The organism is Streptomyces sp. NPDC039423 (assembly GCF_055598725.1).
Genome location: NZ_JBVKAH010000002.1, coordinates 690148 through 712081 on the forward strand (window position 1 = coordinate 690148; position 21934 = coordinate 712081).

The window sequence follows — 21934 nt, forward strand, 5'->3', positions numbered from 1 at the left end:
GTCCGCCGGCCGGAGCCCCGGGGCGCGCCCGCGCCCCGGGGCTCCGGCCCGTCCCCCGGAAAGTCCCACGCCCCCTACGTGGCGGCGGCCTTGACGGCCCGGTCGAAGAGCGCGCGGGTACGGGCGTCGAAGAGGACCGCCGTGGACTCGGTGTCCGTCTCGCCGCCGCTCAGGACGCCGATCAGGCGGCCGGCGGCGAGCCACGGGCTGCCGCTGGTGCCGTCGAAGAAGCCGTCGCACTCCATCAGCATCGAGCCGGACAGGTCCGGGTCCCGCCGGGTGTCCGTGGTGCAGGAGACCGGGCCGTCGGCCGGGTTGTGCTCCTTGTTCGGGTACCCCACCACCGTCACCCGGCGCTCGGGGCCGGACGCCCAGTCCGGCCGGGCCGCGCCCACCACGTCCTGCACCTGGCGGCCCCGGCCGTCCGGCGCCAGGGTCAGGAAGGCGTAGTCGTGGGCGTCCGCGTCGTCCCCGGCGGCCTTCCACGCGTCGGCCACCTGCACCGTACGGACCTTCCACGTCCCGTACGGCGTCCGCTTCGCGCCCGTGCCCCGGTAACCGGGCGCGAACGAGAAGCCGGAGCTCGCCGAGCCGTCCGCGAACACACAGTGCGCGGCCGTCGCGACGACGTTGCCCCGCGGGCTGTCGACGACGCTCGCCGTGCACCAGTGGCCGTCCTCGTCGAGCAGCACCCCCACCGACGGCAGCCCGGCGGACGGCGCCGCCGACCGCTGCGGAGCCGGAGCCCCGGCCCGGGCCTTCGCCCGGTCCGGCGCGGGGGAGCCGCTCGCGGCGCCCCGGGCCGTACCGTCCGGGCGCGCGGCGGAGTGCGACGGCCCCCCGCACGCGGTGGCGGTGGTGACGACGGCGACGATCCACAGCAACGGCCTCTTCCAGCGCATACGGCCATCCTTGCCCATGGCCGCGCCGCTCAGCCATCCAGCCAGCCCCGTGACGACGCGCGCGCCCCCGCCTGGAACCGCGTCCGCGCGTCCAGCGACTCCAGCAGCCGGCTGATCCGGCGCCGCGCCGTGTGCACATGGACCCCCAGCCGGCGGGCGATCGCCTCGTCCTTGTGCCCCGCCGCCAGCAGCGCCAGCAACTCCCGCTCCGGCCCCGGCAGCGCCGCGGCCCCGTCCTCGACGCCGCCGCCCAGCGGCCCGGCCCGCTCCCACACCGCCTCGAACAGCGGCAGCAGCGCCCCGCACAGCAGCCCGTCCCGGCTCACCAGCGCGGCCGCCCGCGGCCCGGCGGCGTCCGCCGGCGGCAGCAGCGTGACGCGCCGGTCCACCGCGACCAGCCTCGCCGGGACGTCCGCGGCCACCCGTACCCGAAGTCCGCGCCCCGCCAGGCCGGTCAGCGCCCGCGCCCGCCCCGGGTCCGCGAGCCCCGCCCGGTCCAGCACCGCCCGCACCCGTACGCCCCGGGCCAGCAGCGACTCCACGTCCAGCGCGGTGTACGGCGGCCGGTCCATGACGACGACCTCCCGCTCCGCGCCGTCCAGCAGCCGGGCCGCCCGCTCGGCGATGGCCCGCCGCCCCGTCACCACCTCGACGCGCCCCCGTTCGCCCCCCGGGGCACCGGCGTCCCCCGCCAACCGGTCGGCGGCCAGGCGTAACCGGGCCAGTTCGGCGGACCGCAGGTGCAGTTCCGCCTGCCGGCGGTGGATCAGCGTACGGATGGCGGCGGCCGGTGCGGCCGGGTGCGGTAGCGCGTCCCCCGCGCAGGACGGATCGGACGGGTCGGGCGGATCGGGCGGCCGGGCGAAACCGTGCTCGACGAGCCGGTCCAGCGCCGCGTCCAGCCGCTCGCGCGGCAGGCCGAGCAATCGCGCCAGCTCGTCCGCCCCGTCCGCCTGTTCCTTCAGCAGCGCCTCGTAGGCGCGCTCCTCGGTCCTGCCCAGGCCGAGAGTGGTCAGTTCTCCCTGGATCATGCGTCGGATTCTCACTCCGCCTTCACATGCCCCACAAGTGTGCGTGTCCACTTCTCAACCCCGCCCGTCCATTGCCGCGTTGGCGGCCCACGGCTTGCATGGCCATGACCACCTGAACGGCTGACCAGCACGTGGGAGGGATACGGACTGTGCGCGAACCCAGCACGCCCAGCACGCATGCGGGAACATCCGGCATACGGGCGGGGGCCCGGGCGGCGGCTCTGCTCGCCGCCGCCGGGCTCCTGATCACCGCGGTTCCGGCCTCGGCGGCGACCCCGCCGCCCGCCGGACCGCCCGCCGACGTGATCCCGGGGGCGCGGACCGCGACCCCCGCCCTCGTCGACGGCCTCGACGAGGCGACGGACGCGGGGGCGAGCCCGGCGGACGCGGCGCGCGAACACCTCGCCGCCAAGGAGAGCCGCTACAAGATCGCCGAACCGCGGCGTGATCTCGCCCCCGTGCAGACGCTGAAGCGGGGCGCCGAGGAGACCGTACGGTTCCAGCAGAAGCACAAGGGCGTGCCGGTCCTCGGCGGGCAGTACGTGGTGCGGATGGAGAAGGAGGGCGCCGAGCGGGTCGTCACCGGCACCTCCGGCAAGTACTTCACGGGCCTGACGACCGGCGTGGAGCCGGCCGTCGCCAAGGACGTGGCGGTCCGCCGCGCGGTCACCGCGACCGAACGGCGGCTCGGCGGCCACCGCCTGGCGCTCGCCGACGCGGAGCGCGCCCGGAAACACGAGCAGCCGCTGCGCGGCACCGCCGGGGGACTGGTGGTCGTCCCGCGCGGCGAGGGCGTGCTGACGTACCACGTGACGGTGAGGGGGACGCACCCGACCACGGGCGCCCCGGTCCTCCAGCACGTGTACGTCGACGCGCGGGCCGGGTTCCCGGTCCTCCAGTACAGCGGCATCAGGACGCTCACCGCGCCCACCTCCCCGGAGGGGGCGGCGAACGGGACGGCCGGCGCCCCGCCCGCCCCCGGTACCGGGGCGGTCGGCAGCGGCACGCTGCTGAGCGGCGCCAAGGTGGAGCTCAACGTCAGCAAGGCCGGGGACGACCGGTACGTGATGGCCGACCGGGCCCGGATGGCCGACGGCAGCAAGGCCGCGCTCACCACCTGGGACGCGCGCGACAAGGACGTCTCCGAGGTGCTGGGCGGCTGGCCCGCCGACCTCAAGGAGTTCGGCTCGCCCGGCGCGGAGTTCGGCAAGGACGCCACCGAGGCGGGCGCGGTCGACGCGCACTGGGCGGCCGGGCAGGTCTACGACTACTACAAGAAGCACCACGCCAGGGACGGCCTCGACGGGCGCGGCTCGGCGGTCGACAGCCTGGTGGGCGTCACCCAGTTCGGCATGCCGTACGTGAACGCCTTCTGGGACGGCACCAAGATGGTGTACGGCTCCGGCGACAGCGAGTACAAGCCGCTCTCCGCCGACCTCGACGTGGTCGGCCACGAGATGACCCACGGCGTCGTGGAGAACACCGCCAACCTGGTCTACGCGGGCCAGTCCGGCGCCCTCAACGAGGCCGTCGCCGACTACTTCGGCAACGCCATCGACGTCACGGCGTCCGGCACCGCGATGGATCACCCGGACGCCGGGCTCATCGGCGAGGACCTGTGCCGCAAGGCCGCGCCCCGCGCCTGCGCCCTGCGGGACCTCAACGACGGGGCCACCACCTCCAGGAGCTTCCTGGGCGCCACCTTCGGCACCGACAACGGCGGTGTCCACCTCAACTCGACCATCTTCTCCGGCGCGCTGTGGGACATGCGCCAGGACCTGGGCGCCGAGCTCGCCGACCGGATCGTGTACAAGGCGCTGACCGAGTACATGACCCCGCTCGACGGCTTCACCGACGGCCGCAACGCCGTCCTCGCCGCGGCGAAGGACCTGGGCGTCACCGGGCAGCGGCTGAACGCCGCCAAGCGCTCCTTCAACGCCCACGGCATCGTCGCGGGCTGGGAGGACGCCCTGGGCGTGGACTCCGACGAGCTGCTCGGGAAGCTGAACACCACCGGTACCGGGGTGCAGGCCGGCGGCGGCTGGTGGACGGCCGCCAGGTCCAACGACGACGGCACCGAGCCGTACTCCGTCCTCGCCGGCCGCGCGGACGGCAAGGGCGCCCCGAAGCTGCTGAGCCCCAACGACGGCCGCTACCACGTGTACCCGGCGACGGACGGGAAGACCGTCGTCTGGGCGGCGTACGGCCCGGCCGGCGTGGACGTCCTGTCCCGCCCCCTGGCGGGCGGTCCGATCCGGAAGCTGTACTCCGCCACCACCTCCGACGTGGCCGGACTGCGGGTCGAGGGCGGGGTGACGGTCTTCGAGACGACCGGTCTGTTCACCCGGCACGTCGTCCACCTCCGCGCCGGTGACAAGGAGCCGACGTACGTGGACGGCGCGGGCGACGACGTGCTGACCGCCCTGCCGTCCATCGCGCACGGCAGGATCGCCTACGCCAAGCTGTACCCGGAGGGCGGCGAGTACCGCCTCGGGGTCGAGCTGCTCGACCTGAAGACCGGGAAGAAGACGCTGACCGAGCGCCTGGACGAGCCGCAGAACCTGGGGCAGACCGCCCTCAACGGCGGCAACGTCTTCTGGCTCACCGAGCAGAACGTCACCGACAACGGTGAGATGGGCATCCGCCGGGCGAACCTCGACGGCACCGGCGCGTACGACATCAGCTCCGAGCACAAGCCGGGCGCGCTGATCGCCTCCGACCTGACCGTCTCGGAGACGGCGGTGACCGTCAACGCGGTCCTGCCGGACGTCCAGTACCGCAACGAGACCCTGCCGAAGAACTGGCAGTTCACCACCGACGGCTCCCGCCAGGAGCGGGTCTCGTGCAACCGCGGTGAGCAGCTCTCCCCGGCGGCGCTCGCCGGCACCGGCGTCGTCTGGGTCGACGGCACCACGGGCTGGACGAACCTCGTCACCCGCGACCGCCCGGCCGGCCGCTGCGGCTGACGCCGCCGCTCCCGCCCGCCGGCTCCCCGCGAGCCCCCCGGCGCCCGTCCGCGCCGGGGGGCTTCCCCATGCCCGGCGGGGGGTCAGCCCACAGCGAGGGCCTGGAGGCGGTCGTAGGCGCCGTTGAACCTGTCGTGGTCGCCGACGATCGGTCCCGTGGAGGTGTACTGCCACATGGTGTGGTACGCCCAGCCGGCCGGGAGTTCGCCGACCGTCGTGTTGTAGCGGGCCACCCACAGCGGACTGGTCGCGCCGAAGCCGCCGTAGTTGCCGGTGCACTGCTTCCACCAGCTCGTGGCGGTGTAGATCACCGCGTGGCGGCCGGTGCGGTACTGGTAGCGGTTCAGGAAGTCCCGGATCCAGGTGACCATCGCCGACTGGCTCTTGCCGTAGCAGGCCGCGCCGTACGGGTTCCACTCGATGTCCAGCACGCCCGGCAGCGTCCTGCCGTCGCGCGACCAGCCGCCGCCGTTGTTGACGAAGAAGTCCGCCTGGGCCGCGCCCGACGTGGTGTCGGGGGTGGCGAAGTGGTAGGAGCCGCGGATCATGCCCACGTTGTAGGAGCCGTTGTACTGCTGGGTGAAGAAGGGGTTGGTGTAGTACGTCCCCTCGGTGGCCTTGGCGTAGGCCCAGCGCACGCCGCTGTTCCAGAGTGCACCCCAGTCCACGGCGCCCTGGTGGCTGGAGACGTCCACGCCCTCCGTCTGGGCGGCGCGGCCGTCCGGCGGCAGGCCGCCGACGCCGTCGTGGGCGGCGACGCCCATGCCCATGCGGGCACTTCCCCGGGCGGGTCCGGCGGTGGCGGCGGCCGGGTCCGGGAGGGCGAGGGTGAGCAGGAGGGCGAGTACGGCCAGGGTGGTGAGCAGCGCGAGGGCTGGGGCGGAGCGGGTCGTTCCGGATCTGTGCACGGACATGGCGTGCCTCCGAAAGGCCTCGGTGGGGGTGGTGCGGGGATGAGGGGGCATGTCTGGCGTGAACATGCCATTCATGACGCTACGCACGTAGACCCGGCCCGTGGAAGAGTCTCTGGGTGACGCCGTTGGTCTACGCCTGCGAAATACTGGACGAGCTGCGGCGATGGCCGCCGCCGGAAAGAACTTTCAGAACCTCGAAAGCGCGCGAAGGGTGCTGACGTGCAGGAAAGCCCGACGGAGACGGACGCCCGGGGCGGCGAGGGGTGCGCCGCCGCGCACCAGGAGTTCCTCGCCCTGGAACGCGAACTGGCCGTCTTCCTGCGCCGCGCCCGCGCCTCGTCCGGGGAGATGGCCCGCGAGGTGCACCCCGACCTCGAACCCGCCGCCTACGGCCTGCTCGTCCGCCTGGAGGACGCCGGCACGCAGCGCGCCACCGCCCTCGCCGCGTACTTCGGCGTCGGCAAGGCCACCATGAGCCGCCAGTTGCGCGCCCTGGAGGACCTCGGGCTCGTCGCCCGCGACCCGGACCCCGCCGACGGCCGCGCCTCCCTCGTCCGCCTCACCGACGAGGGCCGCGGCCGCTTCCGCCGGGTCCGCGACGCCCGGCGCGCCCGCTACATGCGCAAGCTCGCCGGCTGGGACCGCGCCGAGGTCGCCGAACTGGCCCGGCTGCTGCACCAGCTCAACGCGGGCAGCGAGGACTGACGGCTCCCGCCGGCTCCGGTTCCGGCCCGCGCCCGGCGGGCGGGACCGGCCCCGGCCGGCGGTCCCTCACGGCTGCCGGAGCCCGACGTGCACCACCGTCGCGTCGTCGTGCCTCTTCCAGCGGTACGTGTACGAGGGCGACGCCTCCAGCTCCCGCACCCGCGCGATCAGGCCGCGCGGTCCCTCCTTGGCCACCACGTCGAAGCAGTCGGCCCAGTCGCCCCGCCGGAACACCTCCGTCCAGCGGGTGGCCCCGTCCGTCATCGCCACCAGCGCCCGCACCTCGGCCGCCGGCACGCTGCCCGTGACCGCGAGCTCCGCCACCGACGGGTCGGCCGCCGCCGTGTAGAACCCGCCCTCCTTGTTCCGCACGGTCGCGTCCGCGATCGCGTGGGACGCCAGCGAACCGGGCGGCAGCCGGTCCAGCCGGTCGTCCACCACCGCCCGCACCACCCCGTCGGGCGAGCGGAGCAGCAGCACCGAGTCGGCCAGCACCAGGTAGTCGACCTCCAGCGCCCCCCAGCGCGCCAGGACCACCGTCGCCTGGGGCGTACGTACGTGAGAAAGGTCACACGTGTCGCGGTGGGCGTCCGCGGTGCGCCGGATTGCCTCCGCCAGCACCCCGGTCAACGGCAGATCCGGCCGGGAACCGGACAGTTCGGTCAGCGCGCCCCCGAGCCGCGCGGTGAACCAGGGCACCGAGTGCACACAACCGTCGTCGTCGATCGGGGGAGTGACCCCGTCCAGCACCACCAGCGTGCCGCCCTGGCCGGACGCAGGAACCGCCACGGACGCCCAGTCCTCGTTGGGGCGTTCCGGCGAGCCCGGGACGGAGGAGATCTCGGTCTGCATGGGCCCAGTCTGCATGACTCCTTCACACCGTCCCCGGAAACCGGGAAGAGCCCCGTAGCGGCTGGTCAGCACCGGCCGAGCGGCGGGATCCGAACGTCCGGCGAGGTGCGGGCGGGCATCCTGCCAAAGCCCCCGTCGATCTTTCAACCCGTCCCCCCGCACGACCGCCCGGCACGTGCCCGGGAGAGTTGTTCGCCAACTCCGGAGTGTTGTTCACTCGTTCGGGTGGCGGAGTGGCCGACGTGTGCCTTCTTCGACGGCGGCGCTGGAATGGTCGGGGCCGTACCAGGGGTCGGAGGGCTGTGCGCGTGCGTGACCGGTCGTCACCTCTGCTTCATGGGCGGACGAGTTCGAGAATGTGAGCACCGGTGCAGAAGCGCAGTGAGACTCCCGGCGACCCCCAGGCACCGGGCGGCCGCCGCGTACGCGTACGCAGCCGGCTCGTCGCCGGTGTGGCGCTGGTCAGCATCACCGTCCTGGCGGCCGGAGCCCCCGCCGTCCTCACCGCCTCCGCCGACCTCAACGACTCCCAGCGGCTGGTGACCCTCGCCGAGCTCAACCGGCAGGCGGTCACCCTCGCGCATTCCCTCGCCGACGAACGCGACCAGGTCACCGCCTACATCGCCGCCGGCCGGGGCACCGGCGACGACGACCCGAAGGCCGGGGACACCCCCGCCGTCGACGCCGCCCACCGCGCCCGCGTCGACCGGCAGATCGACGAGATCCACGCCGAGGCCCCCGCCGGCCTCCGCCGCGACCTCGCGGGCCTCCCCGCCACGAGGCGCGCCGCCCTCACCGGCAAGGGCACCGCCATGGAGGCCCACCGGGCCTACACCGAGGTCATCGCCAAGCTCCAGGCCCTCGCCGCCGAACTCGCCGACAAGACGCCCGCCCGCGCCGCCGACGCGGGCGCCGGCACCCGCGCCCTCACCGAACTGGGCCGCGCCGTCGACCAGGCGTCCGCCACCCGCGGCCTGCTCCTCGGCGCCCTGTCCGTACCCGGCAGGAAGAGCACCGGTCCCGTCTACGACCCCGTCACCGGCCGGTTCGTCGAGCCGGAGGACCCCGCCGGGGACGAGGCCGACCGCGCGCGCGGCGTCCTCAGCGCCGCCGCCCAGACGGCCCGGGTCCGCGAACAGGCCGCGCTCGCCGACTTCGACCAGGCCGCCCCGCCCGCCGCCCGCGAGTCCCTCGCCGCCACGGTCACCGGCCCCGAGGTCAAGAGCGCCGAAACGTACCTCGCCCGCCTCACCGACCGGCCCGAGCTGTCCGAGGGCGACCGCAAGACCGACCGGGACAAGCTCCGGGCGGCCCTCACCGCCCGCATCGAGCAGATGCGCGGCGCCCAGTCCGCCCTCGCCTCCGGCGAGGTACAGCGCATGGAACAGCTCCGCGACGACGACGTCACCGCCCTCGAACTGCGCGTCGCGCTCCTCGGCGGCTGCCTGCTCGTGGCCATCGGCGTCTCGGCCGCCGTCGCCCGCACCCTCACCCGGCCGCTCGCCGTCCTCCGCATCGGCGCCGCCCGGATCGCCGAGGAGCCCGAGACCCAGGAGCCGGTCAAGTTCACCGGCCGCAACGACGAGTTCGCCCAGGTCGTCCGCTCCCTCAACACCCTGCACGGCAAGCTGCTGGAGCTCGGCGCCCGCGCCGGACAGCTCGACGCCGACCGCACGGACGCCGTCGCCGCCCGCGAGGCGCTGGCCGCCGAACTGGCGGGGCAGCGCGCCGAGCTGCGCGAGCGGACCGCCGAGGTCGGCGCCGAACTGGAGGCGCTGCGCAGCAGCGTCCACCACACGTTCGTCAACCTCTCCCTCCGCACCCTCGGCCTGGTCGAACGGCAGCTCGCCGTCATCGAGAAGCTGGAGGAGCGGGAGCAGGACCCCGAGCGCCTCGCCACCCTCTTCAAGCTCGACCACATGGCCACCGTCATGCGCCGGCACAGCGAGAACCTGCTGGTCCTCGCCGGCCACGAGCACAACCACGCCCACCAGGGCCCGGTGCCGCTGGTCGACGTGCTGCGCGCCGCCGTCAGCGAGATCGAGCGGTACGAGCGGGTCACCATCCAGTCCCTGCCGCCGCACGCCCACGTGGCCGGGTTCGCCGCCGACGACCTCAGCCACCTGCTCGCCGAACTGCTGGAGAACGCCACCTCCTTCTCCCCGCCGGACGCCAAGGTCCGGCTCTCCGGCTGGCTGCTGGAGAGCGGCGAGGTGATGCTCTCCGTTGAGGACGAGGGCATAGGGATGACGGAGGGCCGGTTCGCCGAGCTGAACGCCCGGCTGGCCGACCCGGAGGCCCGGCCCGCGTCCGAGGAGGACCGGGACGGCGAGGGCCTCGGCATCCGGGTCACCGCGCTGCTCGCGGCACGGCACGGCGTACGGGTCCAGCTGCGCGAGCAGAAGCAGGGCGGTGTGACGGCGGTCGTCGTCCTTCCCTCCGCGCTGCTCCCGGAGGCCCCGCCCACCGCCCTGCCCCCGTCGGTCGCCGTCGCGGGCACGGCCCCCGCGCTGAACCTCCCGGGCTCGGCCGCCGAGGCCAACTCCAACACCCTGCCCGGCGCCCGTACGGCCCGCGACCCCCTGGTCGCCGCCGCCGAGGCGACCCTCGGCGCCACGCCCGGCGCCACCCCGGCGGACGGCGACGCCCCGGCCGAGGGCGACACCCCGGCGGACAGCGAGGCCCCGGCGGACGGCGACGCCCCGGCGGACGGCGACGTCCCGGCCGAGGACGCCGCGGCGCACGAGCGCCCGTCGGCGGACACGCCCGCGCCCGAGGCGCCGGCCCGGGACGTCCCCGCCGAGGTCCCGCCTGCCGCCGAGCCCGCGACGACCGGGTCCGAGCCGGAGTCCGGGTCCGAGGCGTCCGAGCCGGAGTCCGGGCCCGAGCCGGAGTCCGGGTCCGAGGCGTCCGAGCCGGAGACCGCGCCCGAGCCGGAAGCCGAGCCCGGACCCGCCCGGGCCGAGACCACCCTCCAGGTACGGGCACCACGGCCCGCGCCGGAGGCGGAGCCGGCGCCCGCACCGGAGCCGGAGCCGGAGCCGGAGCCGGCGCCCGGGTCCGCGTCAGGGCCGGACGCCGCCGGCGCCGACGACCCGGAGACGCGGACCCACGAGCGGGCCGACGCCCACGGCCCGCGCGCCGAGGACGACGAGCCGCGTGCGCGGGAGCCCAAGTGGGAACGCGTCACCGACAAGGGCCTGCCCAAGCGGACGCCCAAGGTCGTCGAGCCGTCCACGCCGCCCGCCGGGCGCAAGGGCGGCCTCGACGCCGAGGCGCTGCGGCGCCGGCTCGGCGGGTTCCACCAGGGCGCCAAGGACGGCCGCCGCGACGCCGAGGCGGAGATCGCGGAAAGCACCCAGCAGGAAGAAGCGGTACGCAGCGAAGAGACGGGGGACACAGTCGAGGAGGCACGCAGTTGACTGCGACGACCGGCAGTACCACCGGCACGGCGACGTTCGGACTGAGCAGCGAGGCCAAGAACCTGCACTGGCTGCTCGGCAACCTGGTCGAGGAGGTGCCAGGAGTCCGCTCGGTCGCCGTCGTCTCGTCCGACGGACTTCTCCTGCTCTCCTCCGACCCGGCGGCCGGCAAGAGCGACAGGGACCGGACCGACCGGGCGGACCAGGGCCGGTCGGACGGGCCGCGCGGGGCGGCGGCCGACCTCGCCACCATCGTCTCCGGCATCGGCAGCCTCACCATCGGCGCCGCCCGGCTCATGGACGGCGGCGGCGTCAAGCAGACGATGGTCGCCATGGAGGAGGGCAGCGTCTTCGTCATGTCGATCAGCGACGGCTCCCTCCTCGGCGTGCACGCCACCGCCGACTGCGACATGAGCGTCGTCGCGTACCACATGGCGCTCTTCGTGGGCCGCGCCGGACACGTACTCACGCCCGAACTCCGCAGTGAACTGCGCAAGTCGATGGAGAGTGCCGCATGACCTCCGTGTCCGCCGCCGGCCGGCTGCCGGTCCGGGGAGGCGGGCGGCGGCCCGCCCGCGTCCGCCCGTACTCGCTCACCGGCGGCCGTACCCGCTTCGGCCACGTCCTGCTCGTCGAAACGTTCGTCGCCGCGCTCGAAGCGCCGGAGGAGCGCAAGGAGCTCACGAAGGGCGGGCTCGCCCGGGTCATGCCGGAGATGCGGGCCATCGTGGACGTCTGCCGCCGCATGCGCACGGTGGCCGAGATCTCCGCGCTGCTGAAGATTCCGCTGGGGGTGGTCCGGGTGCTGCTCAGCGACCTGGCCGACCAGGGGAGGATCCGCGTGTACGGCACCGGTCACGGCACCGGCCAGCCCGACCGCGCACTGCTCGAAAGGGTGCTGAGTGGTCTCCGCCGTCTCTGAGATATCCCTGGACGAGCCCGAGGCCCAGGCCTGGCAGCTCGACCACACCCGCGCCCCCATCGCCACCAAGGTGGTGGTCGCGGGCGGCTTCGGTGTCGGCAAGACGACCTTCGTCGGGTCCGTCTCCGAGATCACCCCGCTCACCACCGAGGCGCTGATGACGCGCGCGAGCGAGGACACCGACGACCTCTCCGCGACGCCCGGGAAGCTCACCACCACCGTCGCCATGGACTTCGGGCGCATCACGCTCGACGACGACCTGGTGCTGTACCTGTTCGGCACGCCGGGGCAGCAGCGCTTCTGGTTCATGTGGGACGACCTGGTGCGCGGCGCGATCGGCGCGGTCGTCATGGCCGACACCCGGCGGCTGACCGACTGCTTCCCCGCGCTCGACTACTTCGAGAGCTGCGGCCTGCCGTACGTGGTGGCGGTCAACCACTTCGAGGGGACCGAGCTGTTCGAGGCCGAGGACGTGCGCGAGGCCCTCACGGTGCCCGCGGACGTACCCGTAGTGATCATGGATGCCCGGAACCGGATCACGGTGATCGAGTCGCTGCTGGCGCTCGTCGCCCGTGCCCTCGAGATATCCCCCGAGTAAGGAAGAGAGACCCTCGATGCGGAAGATACTCATCGTCGGAGCCGGGCAGTCCGGGCTCCAGCTCGCCCTCGGGCTCCAGTCGCGGGGGTACGAGATCACCCTGATGTCCAACCGCACGGCGGACGAGATCCGGGCCGGCCGGGTCATGTCGACGCAGTGCATGTTCGACACCGCGCTCCAGCACGAGCGGGACCTCGGCATCAACTTCTGGGAGTCCCAGGCTCCGCGTATCGAGGGCCTCGGCGTCTCGGTCGCCGCGCCGGACTCCACCCGCGCCGTCGACTGGGTCGGCAGGCTCGACGGGTACGCCCAGTCCGTCGACCAGCGCGTGAAGATGGCCGGCTGGATGGAGACCTTCGTCCAGCGCGGCGGCCAGCTCGTCATCCACGGGGCGGCCGTCTCCGACCTCGACTACTTCTCCCGCACGTACGACCTGGTGCTGGTCTCCGCCGGCAAGGGCGAGCTGGTGTCCATGTTCGGCCGGGACGCGTCCCGCTCCCCGTACAGCGAGCCGCAGCGCGCGCTGGCCGTCGCGTACGTCCACGGGCTGGGCCCGCGCCCCGAGCACCCCGACTTCGACGCGGTCCGCTGCAACCTGGTGCCGGGGGTCGGCGAGCTGTTCGTGATGCCGACGCTCACGACGAGCGGCCGGGCGGACATCCTGTTCTGGGAGGGGCTCCCGGGCGGCCCGCTCGACGTCTTCCAGGGGGTGAAGGACCCCTCGGAGCACCTGGCGCTGACGCTGGAGCTGATGGAGAAGTACACGCCCTGGGAGTACGCGCGGGCCACCAAGGTCGAGCTGACCGACGCGGGCGGCACGCTGGCCGGCCGCTACGCCCCCACCGTCCGCAACCCGATCGGCCGGCTGCCCGGCGGCGGCCTGGTCCTCGGTGTCGCGGACGTCGTCGTCGCCAACGACCCGATCACCGGCCAGGGCTCCAACTCGGCCTCCAAGTGCGCGGCCTCCTACCTGGCGTCCATCGTGGAACACGGTGACCAGCCGTTCGACGAGAGCTGGATGCGCGCCACCTTCGACCGCTACTGGGACACCGCGCAGCACGTCACCAAGTGGACGAACGCCATGCTCGGCGTCCCGCCGGAGCACGTCCTCGACCTCATCGGCGCCGCCGGGCAACTCCAGCCCGTCGCCGACCGCTTCGCGAACGGCTTCAACGACCCGGCCGACTTCGAGAACTTCTTCTACGACCCGGAGAAGACCGCCGCGTACCTGGCCTCCGTCTCCGGCGCGTAGCGCACCGGCCACCGGCCGCCCCCTCGTGACTCCGTGTCCCCCCGGCCCCGACGGGCCGGGGGCACACACCTTCCCGCCTTCGCGCCTCGGCCCCGGCGCGCCTGGCGGTCAGGCGCCGTCCGCCGGGCGGCCCCGGCGGGTGCGGACGGTGAGGGCGGCGGAGGCGATGACGGCGAGGCCGCCGAGGACGGTGGGCCAGGTGAGCGGTTCGCGCAGGAGGAGCGCGGCCCAGCCGATGGTCATGACGGGCTGGACGAGCTGTATCTGGCTGACGCGGGCCATCGGGCCGATCGCGAGGCCGCGGTACCAGGCGAAGAAGCCGAGGAACATGCTGACCACCCCGAGGTAGGCGAACGCGGCCCATTCGAGCGGGCCACCGGCCGGGGTGTGCGACGCCATGGCGTGGGCGGTCAGGGTGACCATCAGGGGCGCGGACAGGACGAGCGCCCAGGAGATCGTCTGCCAGGCGCCCAGCTCCCGGGCCAGGAGGCCGCCTTCGGCGTAGCCGGTGCCGGCGGCGAGGACGGCGCCGAGGAGCAGCAGGTCGGACCAGCGCAGGCCCCCGAGGCCGCCGCCCTGCGCCGAGGCGAAGCCGATGGCGGCGACGGCGCCGACGGCCGCCAGGCCCCAGAAGCGGGCCGGGGGACGTTCATGGCCGCGCAGCACGGCGATCACCGCGGTCACGGCCGGCAGGAGCGCGATCACGACGGCGCTGTGACCGGCCGACGCGGTGGTGAGGGCGTACGAGGTGAGGACGGGGAAGCCCACGACCACCCCGCCCGCGACGACCGCCAGCCGGGCCCACTGGACGCCCCGGGGCAGCCGCTGCCGGGTGAGCAGCAGGGCGGCGGCCGCGAGCACGGCGGCGACGACGGCCCGCCCGGAGCCGATGAACAGCGGCGACATCCCGCCGCTCCCGACGGCGACCCGGGTGAACGGCACGGTGAAGGAGAAGGCCGCGACTCCGAGCAGACCCCATCCGAGACCGGCTCGGCTCGGGGATAGCACCGGGGCCGCGGGGAGAGTAGCGCTACTGTTGTGTCTCATGAACAACGATAGCAGTGCGCGGATCGTCGCGGGGCTGAGCGAGTGGATCTCCACGGCGGCGCCAGGAGCCCGGCTGCCGTCCACCCGTTCCCTGGTGGCGCGGTACGGGGCGAGTCCGGTGACGGTGCAGAAGGCGCTGCGGACGCTGGCCGCGCAAGGGACGGTGGAGAGCCGGCCCGGCGTGGGCACCTTCGTGCGGGCGGTGCGCGTGGCCCGCCCCCACGACTACGGGTGGCAGACCGCCGCCCTCGGCTCGCCGCAGCACCGCATCCCGCAGGTGTCGGCCGCGCTGCGGCCCGTCCCGAACGACGTGATCGCGCTGCACTCGGGCTACCCGGACCGGGAGTTGCTGCCCGAGCGCCTGGTCCGGGCGGCGTTCACCCGGGCGGCCCGGGGGGACGCCGCGGTCAGCCGTCCGCCGGCCGCGGGGCTGCCGGAACTACAGGCGTGGTTCGCCGCCGAGCTCGGATCCGCGACGCCGGCCGGGACCGCGCCGCCGGCCCCGAGCGACGTGGTGGTCTTCCCCGGCAGCCAGAGCGGGCTGAGCACCGTCTTCCGCGCCCTGGTCGGCGCGGGCCGCCCGCTGCTGGTGGAGTCGCCGACCTACTGGGGCGCGATCCTCGCCGCCGCGCTGGCGGGCGTGCGGCTGGTCCCCGTCCCCAGCGGGGCGGACGGCCCCGACCCGGAGGAGCTGGCCCGGGCGTTCGAGCGGACCGGGGCCCGCGCCTTCTACGCCCAGCCGAACTTCGCCAACCCCACCGGCGCCCGGTGGTCGCCCGGCCTGGCCGCCCGGGTCCTCGACGCCGTGCGCGCGTACGGGGCGTTCCTGATCGAGGACGACTGGGCGCACGACTTCGGCATCACCGCCGACCCGGTTCCGCTCGCCGTCCGCGACGACAGCGGCCACGTCGTCCACCTGCGTTCGCTGACCAAGAGCGTCTCCCCGGCCGTCCGGATCGCCGCGATCACCGCCCGGGGCCCGGCCCGCGAGCGCATCCTCGCCGACGCCCAGGCCGAGTCCATGTACGTCAGCGGCATCCTCCAGGCGGTGGCGCTCGACGTGGTCACGCAGCCCGCCTGGCGCACCCATCTGCGCGGTCTCCGCCGCCAACTGGCCGCGCGCCGCGACCTGCTCGTCGGCGCGCTCGCCGAACACGTGCCCGACGCCCGCCTGGAGACGGTCCCGGAAGGAGGGCTGAACCTCTGGGTCCGGCTGCCGGACGCCACCGACCTGCCCCGGCTCGTCCGCGACTGCGAGAGCGCGGGTGTGGTCGTCGCCCCCGGCGGGGAGTGGTTCCCCGCCGAGCCGACCGGGGCGTACCTCCGCCTCAACTACTCCGGCCCCCACCCCGGCGCCTTCCCCGAGGGGGCCCGCGCCATCGGCCGTGCCCTCGCCGCCCAACGGGCGGGCTAGGGGGTGTCCGGAAAGTATCGGCCTCCGCCGGAGGGCGGGGGCCGCGGTGTCCGGTGCCGTCACCGGACCGTGAGCGGTGGCCGGCCCGCCCCCCTGCCGCCCGGCCGTCAGCCCGCCCCGTACCCCGTGTCGTACCCCTCGTCGGAGCCGCCCGCCGCGCCGGTGGGCAGCCCGGGCGGGGTGTAGGAGCGGAGGGGGCGGGCCGCGGGGTCGGGGCGTACCGCGCCGAGGAGCGGGTTCGCGGCGATGGGGGACACCTTGACCCGGGCGCCGGGGCGCGGCGCCTGGATGACCTTGCCGTCACCGAGGTAGATCGCCACGTGGGTGGCCTTCGGGAAGTACACCACCAGGTCGCCGGGGCGCAGCGCGCGCAGCGGGACCTTGGGCAGGGTGCGCCACTGCTCCTGGCTGGTGCGGGGGATGGCGCGGCCCGCCGCGGCCCACGCCCGGGAGGTCAGGCCCGAGCAGTCGAACGACTCCGGCCCCTCGGCGCCCCAGGCGTACGGCTTGCCGATCTGGCCGGCGGCGTACGCCAGAGCCTGGTCGCCCAGTTCGGAAGGGGTGCGGGCGCCTTCCAGCCGTCCGGTGGCGAGGAGTTCCCGCTGGGCGTCGGCGGTCTCCGTCTCCTCCAGGGCGGTCAGTTCCCCGACCTCCTCGTCCGACAGTCCGGCGAGGGTCTCCTCGACCTCCTTCAGCCGGGCGGTGACGTCGTCCCGGGCCGCCCGCTGCTTCTCCGCCAGCGCCCGCTCCCGGTCCAGCGCCTCACGGGACGCCGCCGCCAGCAGGTCCGCCCGCTTCGTGCCCTTCTCCAGCCGGGCGACGGTGGCGGCCCGTTCGCGCGCCGCGCGCCGGAGCAGGTGGTGCTGGTCCAGGGCGTGGTCGGGGTCGCGGGCGAGGAGCAGCCGCAGCGAGGAGGAGAAGTCGGTGCGCCCCTGGTACTGGGCGCGGGCCAGCCGGCCCGCTTCCGCGCGGCTGCGGGCCAGGGCGTCGCGCGTCCTGGTCAGGTCGCCGGTCAGCTTCTTCGTCTCGGCGGCGAGCGCCTTCAGCTCCTCCTCGGTGGCGTTGTACGTCTCGGTCGCCTCTTCCGCCTGCTGGTACAGGGTGCGCAACCGGGTGAGCAGCTCCGGCACCCCGGCCGGGGCGGCCGGTTCGGGAGCGGCCGGTTCGGGAGCGGCCGGTTCGGGGGCGGCGGACGCGGGTCCGGCGGGCAGCGTGACGAGCAGTGCGGCCGCGCAGACCGCGCGCAGCAGTTTTCCTGACATGGCATCACCTCCGCCCCCATCATGGGGCGGTGGATCATACGACTAACGTATGAAATGCCCGAGGGGGCGGATCGGCCCAACGCGGTCACCCGTCCCGGTGGGGCGGGTCACTCCACCGGCAGCGCGTAGAACATCCGGCCCCGGCGCACGACCGCGCCCGCGGGCCCGGCGGCGAGCACCCCGTACGCGGCCGACTCCTCCCGGCCGCCCGGCTCCTGGACACCGGCGTCCTGGAACTTCCACAGCCGCCGCCCGTCACCCGCCGCGAACGCGGTGACCTGCGAGCCGTCCGCCACGAGCAGGGTGCGGCCGCCGGCGCCGACGGTCACGCCCGGGAGGTCACCGCCGGCCGCCGCCTCCGTGTCCCGCCGCCAGCGCGTCCGGCCGGTCGCCGCGTCGACCGCGTACACCGTCCGGGCGCCGTCCGCGACGTACAGCGTGCCGCCGACCACCTGGGGACGCCCGAAGGCCGCGCCGCCGGGCAGCCGCCACAGCGTCCGGCGGGTACGGGTGTCGAACGCGGACAGCCCGCCCGGGACCGCCGCGTACAGCCGCCCCGATCCGTCCCCCGCCACCGCGCCGCCCGGGAGCGCCCCGCCGAAGGGCCGGAACCACCGCCGGGCGCCGGTGGCCCGGTCGTGCGCGTAGAAGACCGCGAGCCCCTTGGCGGCCTCGACCTGCGCGGCCGTCAGCGACTTCGGGTCCTGGCGGACGACCAGCGCGTCCGGCCGCAGCGCCAGCACCTCGTAGGCCGGGGCGTACGGGGCACGGCCGTTGGGGACCTGGACGCGCCACAGCTCCCGGGCCCGCTCGATGTCGTACGCGAAGAGGTACGTACGGGCCGCGAGCGTGCCGGTGAACCAGACCACGCCGCCGGACTGCCCGGCGACCGACGCCAGGCGGACGCCGGCCGGGTACGCCCGCCGCTCCGCGGTCGTGCCGTCCGTGGGGGACAGCAGCCGGAACCCGTCCGCGCCGGCCACCGCCGGCCGGCCGCCCGGCAGGGTCAGGGCGGGGTGGCCGGAGGCGGCGTCGGCCCGCTGCCACAGGCGCCGGCCGCCGGCGAGGTCGACGCCCGTGGTGTGGGCGCCGGTGGTGAGAACCAGCACCCGGTCCCGCCAGACCGCGGCGTTCGGCGACGGGCGTCCGTCGGCGGGGTGCCGGTACGCCCAGCGGGGCGCGGGCGGCACACCGGGAACCGCCGCGCGGGGGCGGGCGGGCGGCTTGGCGTCGGGCCGCCGCTCCTCGCCGTCACCGGGGGCGAGGGCCAGCACGCCGCCGCCCCCGAGGACGGCACCGGTCACCCCGGCGGCCAGCCCGGTGAGCAGCCCCCGCCGGGACGGCCCGGACGCGGGGGCAGCGGGCGCGGACGCGGGGCCCGGTACCAGCACGGGCGCCGGCCCGGCGGCCCCGCCGGGCAGGACGGGAGCGGTGGACGGCGGCGGCGCGGTCGGCGGGGCGGGCGCGGTGGACGGCGGCGGGGCGGGCGGCGGGGCGGGCGGACCGGACGGGGTCGGCACGTCGGACGTGGCCGGCGGGGCGGGCGGGAGGAGGGCCGGCGGGGCGGCGTCGGGCGTCCGGGGCGCCACCACCAGGCCCGGGCCGGCCGGGTCGCGCCGCCGGACCTGCCGTCCCACCCGGACGGTCCGGCCGTCCCCGTCGGGCCCGGGCGGCAGCGGCGCCACCAGGGCGGCCACCCGTGCCGCCTGCTCGTCCAGCGCCCCGGCCACCCGGTCGGGCAGCCACCCGTCCCCGGCGAGCGCGGACGCGCCCTCCGGGGCGAGGGCCCCGGCGGCCTCCCCCGCCCCGGGCCGGTCCTCCGGCGTCTTGGCGAGGCACCGGGCGATCAGCGGGCGCAGATCCTCCGGCACGGCGCCGAGCGCCGGTTCGGCGTCCGCGATGGCCGCCGCGTCCGCCAGCGGAGGGGTGCCGGTCGCCGCGTACGCCAGCAGCAGTCCGAGCACGAAGACGTCCGACGGCGGGCCCGGCTCCTGCCCGGCGGCCTGTTCGGGGGTGAGGTAGCCGAGCCGTACCGACAACTGCCCGCCCGGCCGGGCCTCCGCCGACTCGGCGGCGCCCAGCGCCCCGAACGCGGTCAGCCGCGGCCCGTCCGCCGCCAGCAGGACGGTGCCGGGGGCGAGCCCGTGCAGCACGGCGCCGGTGGCGTGGACCCGGGCCAGCGTCTCGGCGAGCCCCGCGCCCAGCACCCGTACCGCCCGCCCGGGCAGCGGCCCGGCCAGGGCGACGGCTTCGGCGAGGGTGAGCGCGGGCACGTACGGCGTCGCGGTCCACGGCCTCGGCCCGTCCACGGCGCCCTCCAGCGCCGCGGGCACCCAGCCGCCGGCCAGCCGCTCGGCGGTGCGTGCCTCGGCCGCGAACCGGCGCCGGAAGGCGGGGAGTTCCGCGAGCGCGGCGGGCGCGGCGGTGACGACGACCACCGTGCCGGCGTCGTCCCGCGCCAGGTACCGCACGGCGCTCGCCGACTCCCGCGTCCGCGCGAGCACGGTGTAGGGCCCGCACCGACGGGGGTCACCGTCCCGCAGCGGCTCGATCGGCTGAAGCGGCGACGACGGTTCCATACGGAAGCTCCCCCTTTGGCGGCGCGAATGCCCGTGATCCTACGACTTCTGTGACCACGGCCACTTCAGCTCGCGCCGCTCGCGGCCCTCGGGGGCGTACTCGTACTTCCAGCCGCGCTGGAGGCCCAGGCGCCTGGTGTAGCCGGAGGGGACCCGGCGGTAGGCGTGGACGGTGGGCGGGCCGCCGCCCTCGTCGGGGACGGGGACGGTGTACCACTTGGGCGGGTGGCCGGTCGGGCCGGTCAGCACCGGCAGGATCCGGCCGTCCAGCGGGCCGCCGTGGAATGGGGTGTTCTCGCTTCGCACGGCAGCCAGTGTCACAGCAGGTGCGCGGCCTCGCCCACCACGGGCACCACACGGCGTGCCAGGGTGCCGACCGGTCCCTCGGCCGTCTCCTGCGCCAGGAGCGCCGCCACGGCGCCCGCCGTCTGCTCGTCGGTGGCGGCGGTCGCGGTCAGCAGCGCGACCAGGTGGTCGACCAGCCAGGCGCGCAACTCGGCGGCGGGCGGCCGCTTGTCCTCGTCCAGCCAGATGAGGGACGCCGCCTCGACAGCCGCGATCCAGGTGCGCACCATCATCCGCAGCCTCGGCCCCGGGTCCGGCACCCCCAGGTGCAGCAGGATCTGCTCGGCGGCCGCGCGCCGCACCCCGTCGACGATCGCGGTGGTGCGGGACGTCTCGGCGACGCTGCCGCCCTGGAGCAGGGCGCTGAACCCGGCGTCGTGCTGGTCGACGAAGGCGAGGTACCGGTCGAGGACCCGGGTGAGCCGCTCGGTGGGCGGGCCCACCGGCGGCTCGGCGAAGCACAGCTCCAGCTCGTCGGCGGCCGACCGCAGCGCGGCCTCGTACAACTCCTGCTTGCCGCCGGCGAAATAGCGGTACACCAGCGGCCGGGAGACCCCGGCCGCCTCGGCGACGTCGTCGAGGGAGACCTCCTCCGGCGCCCGGTGCGCGAAGAGCGAGAGGGCGACGCCGAGGAGCTGCGTACGGCGCTCCTCGACGCTCAGCCGTCGGTACGCGGGTGCGGGCGTCGCGGCACTGGTCATGACCGCAGCGTAACTCCGCCCCGTCCGGCGTGGTGCCGGGCTTCAGGCGAGGAGGCCGGAACTCTTCCAGAGCCTGCGCCCCACGCCCCGCAGCACCCCGATGTCGTCGAGGAAGTCCGTCAGCCGCCGGGCGCCCGACTGCATGACCTCGCGGCGGTGACCGCTGGCCCTGACCTGGGCGACGGCCTCGCGCCGGTCGAGGCCGACGTTCTCGTACACCTGGGGGTTGACGAAGCAGACGGAGAAGACGCGGGCCGCCTCGCCGCAGCTGATCCGGGTGAACTCCTGCTCCCAGCGCGGGGCGGTGACCATCTGGCGGCGCAGCTCCTCCCGGGCGTACCGCACGTGGCGGGCCTCCTCCACCACGTGGATCCGGGTCACCCCGCGCACCAGGGTCTGGACCCGCTCGTCGGGGAAGGTGAGGCGCTGCATCCAGTCGAGGATCTCCTCGCCGAGCAGCGTGGCGGCGAACGAACCGGGGGTCGTCGACACGGTCTTCAGCACCCGCGCCATGTTGTGGTAGACGCGCGGCACCTGGTAGGCGGGCGTCCCGCCCTTCTGGATCATCCGGGCGAACATCATCGAGTGGCGGCACTCGTCGGCGATCTCGGTGAGCGCGTACCGGACGTGGTTGCTGGTGACCGACTTGTCGTAGATGTGCCGCACCAGGAGCTGCATCAGGATGATCTCGAACCAGATGCCCAGCGAGGCGAGCGAGGCCGCCTCGTGCCGGGCCAGGTCCATGCGCTGCTCCTCGGACATCCGCCGCCAGAGCGGCGTGTCGTAGAGGGAGACCAGCTCGGGCGGCCAGAACCACTTGCCGTCCTCGACGGGGGCGTCCCAGTCCAGCTCCCTGTCGGGGTCGAAGGAGTGCTTGGCGGAGGACTCGAGCAGACGCTCCGCGACCTGTTCGCGGTCCCGGAGCGGGCCGAGCGCGTCGCTGAGCAGACGTATGTCGCGTTCGGACACGGTGGTCATCGGCGGGGCACCTCGCGCAGTTGGCGTTACTGGGGGTCATCCCT

18 protein-coding genes are annotated in these 21934 nt (G+C 75.3%); 8 read left to right on the forward strand and 10 right to left on the reverse strand.

Going from position 1 to position 21934, the window contains the following annotated elements:
- Positions 1-74: 74 nt before the first annotated feature.
- Together ACZ7LK_RS09190 and ACZ7LK_RS09195 are read right to left on the reverse strand one after the other, a co-directional pair.
- Positions 75-902: a trypsin-like serine peptidase gene (locus ACZ7LK_RS09190; RefSeq protein ID WP_392272096.1), complete on the reverse strand. Its 828-nt coding sequence runs from the start codon at positions 900-902 to the stop codon at positions 75-77.
- Between the two features lie 29 nt (positions 903-931).
- Positions 932-1933 (reverse strand): helix-turn-helix domain-containing protein, encoded by a 1002-nt coding sequence (locus ACZ7LK_RS09195; RefSeq protein WP_392272095.1) that lies wholly within the window; start codon positions 1931-1933, stop codon positions 932-934.
- 149 nt (positions 1934-2082) lie between these two features.
- On the opposite strand from ACZ7LK_RS09195, the gene ACZ7LK_RS09200 reads away from it, so the two are divergent.
- Positions 2083-4899 carry a M4 family metallopeptidase gene (locus tag ACZ7LK_RS09200; RefSeq protein WP_392272094.1) on the forward strand — a complete coding sequence of 939 codons (2817 nt, stop codon included), beginning with the start codon at positions 2083-2085 and terminating at the stop codon, positions 4897-4899.
- Positions 4900-4982: 83 nt separating this feature from the next.
- Here the strand turns inward: ACZ7LK_RS09200 and ACZ7LK_RS09205 are convergent, their stop codons facing one another.
- Complete coding sequence (locus ACZ7LK_RS09205) at positions 4983-5813, reverse strand: lysozyme (RefSeq protein WP_471139254.1); 831 nt, start codon at positions 5811-5813, stop codon at positions 4983-4985.
- A gap of 219 nt (positions 5814-6032) precedes the next feature.
- Between ACZ7LK_RS09205 and ACZ7LK_RS09210 the strand changes: the two genes are divergently transcribed.
- Positions 6033-6518: a MarR family winged helix-turn-helix transcriptional regulator gene (locus ACZ7LK_RS09210; RefSeq protein ID WP_392272092.1), complete on the forward strand. Its 486-nt coding sequence runs from the start codon at positions 6033-6035 to the stop codon at positions 6516-6518.
- A 66-nt stretch (positions 6519-6584) separates the two neighbouring features.
- On the opposite strand, the gene ACZ7LK_RS09215 is transcribed toward ACZ7LK_RS09210, so the two are convergent.
- Positions 6585-7385: a hypothetical protein gene (locus ACZ7LK_RS09215; protein WP_471139257.1), complete on the reverse strand. Its 801-nt coding sequence runs from the start codon at positions 7383-7385 to the stop codon at positions 6585-6587.
- A gap of 353 nt (positions 7386-7738) precedes the next feature.
- Between ACZ7LK_RS09215 and ACZ7LK_RS09220 the strand changes: the two genes are divergently transcribed.
- From ACZ7LK_RS09220 to ACZ7LK_RS09240, 5 genes are read left to right on the forward strand one after another with little or no spacing between them, the layout of a single operon-like run.
- Positions 7739-10792 (forward strand): sensor histidine kinase, encoded by a 3054-nt coding sequence (locus ACZ7LK_RS09220; protein WP_471139260.1) that lies wholly within the window; start codon positions 7739-7741, stop codon positions 10790-10792.
- On the forward strand, positions 10789-11310 hold the full coding sequence (locus ACZ7LK_RS09225) for a roadblock/LC7 domain-containing protein (RefSeq protein WP_392272089.1): 522 nt from the start codon (positions 10789-10791) through the stop codon (positions 11308-11310). Before ACZ7LK_RS09220 ends, ACZ7LK_RS09225 begins: the two co-directional genes overlap by 4 nt.
- The gene (locus ACZ7LK_RS09230; RefSeq protein ID WP_392272088.1) at positions 11307-11714 is read left to right on the forward strand and encodes a DUF742 domain-containing protein; all 408 of its coding nucleotides are present in this window, start codon (positions 11307-11309) and stop codon (positions 11712-11714) included. The genes ACZ7LK_RS09225 and ACZ7LK_RS09230 overlap by 4 nt, the downstream gene beginning before the upstream one ends.
- A complete protein-coding gene (locus ACZ7LK_RS09235; RefSeq protein ID WP_392272087.1) occupies positions 11695-12312 on the forward strand; it encodes a GTP-binding protein in 618 nt (205 codons plus the stop codon). The genes ACZ7LK_RS09230 and ACZ7LK_RS09235 overlap by 20 nt, the downstream gene beginning before the upstream one ends.
- A 16-nt stretch (positions 12313-12328) precedes the next feature.
- Positions 12329-13564 carry a styrene monooxygenase/indole monooxygenase family protein gene (locus tag ACZ7LK_RS09240; RefSeq protein WP_392272086.1) on the forward strand — a complete coding sequence of 412 codons (1236 nt, stop codon included), beginning with the start codon at positions 12329-12331 and terminating at the stop codon, positions 13562-13564.
- A gap of 108 nt (positions 13565-13672) precedes the next feature.
- Here the strand turns inward: ACZ7LK_RS09240 and ACZ7LK_RS09245 are convergent, their stop codons facing one another.
- Entirely contained in the window at positions 13673-14572 is a 900-nt protein-coding gene (locus tag ACZ7LK_RS09245) for a DMT family transporter (protein WP_471139265.1), read from the reverse strand.
- A 37-nt stretch (positions 14573-14609) separates the two neighbouring features.
- On the opposite strand from ACZ7LK_RS09245, the gene ACZ7LK_RS09250 reads away from it, so the two are divergent.
- Positions 14610-16025, forward strand: a complete 1416-nt coding sequence (locus ACZ7LK_RS09250; RefSeq protein ID WP_471139268.1) for an aminotransferase-like domain-containing protein — start codon at positions 14610-14612, stop codon at positions 16023-16025.
- Positions 16026-16132: 107 nt separating this feature from the next.
- Here ACZ7LK_RS09250 and ACZ7LK_RS09255 read toward each other — a convergent pair whose 3' ends face one another.
- The 5 genes from ACZ7LK_RS09255 to ACZ7LK_RS09275 all read right to left on the reverse strand — a co-directional run bounded on the left by ACZ7LK_RS09255 (position 16133) and on the right by ACZ7LK_RS09275 (position 21890).
- Positions 16133-17287, reverse strand: coding sequence for a C40 family peptidase (locus tag ACZ7LK_RS09255; RefSeq protein WP_392272083.1), 1155 nt, complete (start codon positions 17285-17287; stop codon positions 16133-16135).
- Positions 17288-17394: 107 nt separating this feature from the next.
- Positions 17395-19866 carry an outer membrane protein assembly factor BamB family protein gene (locus ACZ7LK_RS09260; RefSeq protein WP_471139271.1) on the reverse strand — a complete coding sequence of 824 codons (2472 nt, stop codon included), beginning with the start codon at positions 19864-19866 and terminating at the stop codon, positions 17395-17397.
- Positions 19867-19905: 39 nt separating this feature from the next.
- Entirely contained in the window at positions 19906-20172 is a 267-nt protein-coding gene (locus ACZ7LK_RS09265) for a hypothetical protein (RefSeq protein ID WP_392272081.1), read from the reverse strand.
- An 11-nt stretch (positions 20173-20183) separates the two neighbouring features.
- Positions 20184-20912, reverse strand: coding sequence for a TetR/AcrR family transcriptional regulator (locus ACZ7LK_RS09270; RefSeq protein ID WP_469463083.1), 729 nt, complete (start codon positions 20910-20912; stop codon positions 20184-20186).
- 42 nt (positions 20913-20954) lie between these two features.
- A complete protein-coding gene (locus tag ACZ7LK_RS09275) occupies positions 20955-21890 on the reverse strand; it encodes an AurF N-oxygenase family protein (protein ID WP_392272079.1) in 936 nt (311 codons plus the stop codon).
- Positions 21891-21934 lie beyond the last annotated feature (44 nt).

Coding starts and splice junctions, on each gene's coding strand:
- ACZ7LK_RS09240 (WP_392272086.1), top strand. CDS start 12,329: ATGCGGAAGATACTCATCGTCGGAGCCGGGCAGTCCGGGCTCCAGCTC.
- ACZ7LK_RS09205 (WP_471139254.1), bottom strand. CDS start 5,813: ATGTCCGTGCACAGATCCGGAACGACCCGCTCCGCCCCAGCCCTCGCG.
- ACZ7LK_RS09190 (WP_392272096.1), bottom strand. CDS start 902: ATGCGCTGGAAGAGGCCGTTGCTGTGGATCGTCGCCGTCGTCACCACC.
- ACZ7LK_RS09195 (WP_392272095.1), bottom strand. CDS start 1,933: ATGATCCAGGGAGAACTGACCACTCTCGGCCTGGGCAGGACCGAGGAG.
- ACZ7LK_RS09270 (WP_469463083.1), bottom strand. CDS start 20,912: ATGACCAGTGCCGCGACGCCCGCACCCGCGTACCGACGGCTGAGCGTC.
- ACZ7LK_RS09255 (WP_392272083.1), bottom strand. CDS start 17,287: ATGTCAGGAAAACTGCTGCGCGCGGTCTGCGCGGCCGCACTGCTCGTC.
- ACZ7LK_RS09250 (WP_471139268.1), top strand. CDS start 14,610: ATGAACAACGATAGCAGTGCGCGGATCGTCGCGGGGCTGAGCGAGTGG.
- ACZ7LK_RS09260 (WP_471139271.1), bottom strand. CDS start 19,866: ATGGAACCGTCGTCGCCGCTTCAGCCGATCGAGCCGCTGCGGGACGGT.
- ACZ7LK_RS09230 (WP_392272088.1), top strand. CDS start 11,307: ATGACCTCCGTGTCCGCCGCCGGCCGGCTGCCGGTCCGGGGAGGCGGG.
- ACZ7LK_RS09275 (WP_392272079.1), bottom strand. CDS start 21,890: ATGACCACCGTGTCCGAACGCGACATACGTCTGCTCAGCGACGCGCTC.
- ACZ7LK_RS09215 (WP_471139257.1), bottom strand. CDS start 7,385: ATGCAGACTGGGCCCATGCAGACCGAGATCTCCTCCGTCCCGGGCTCG.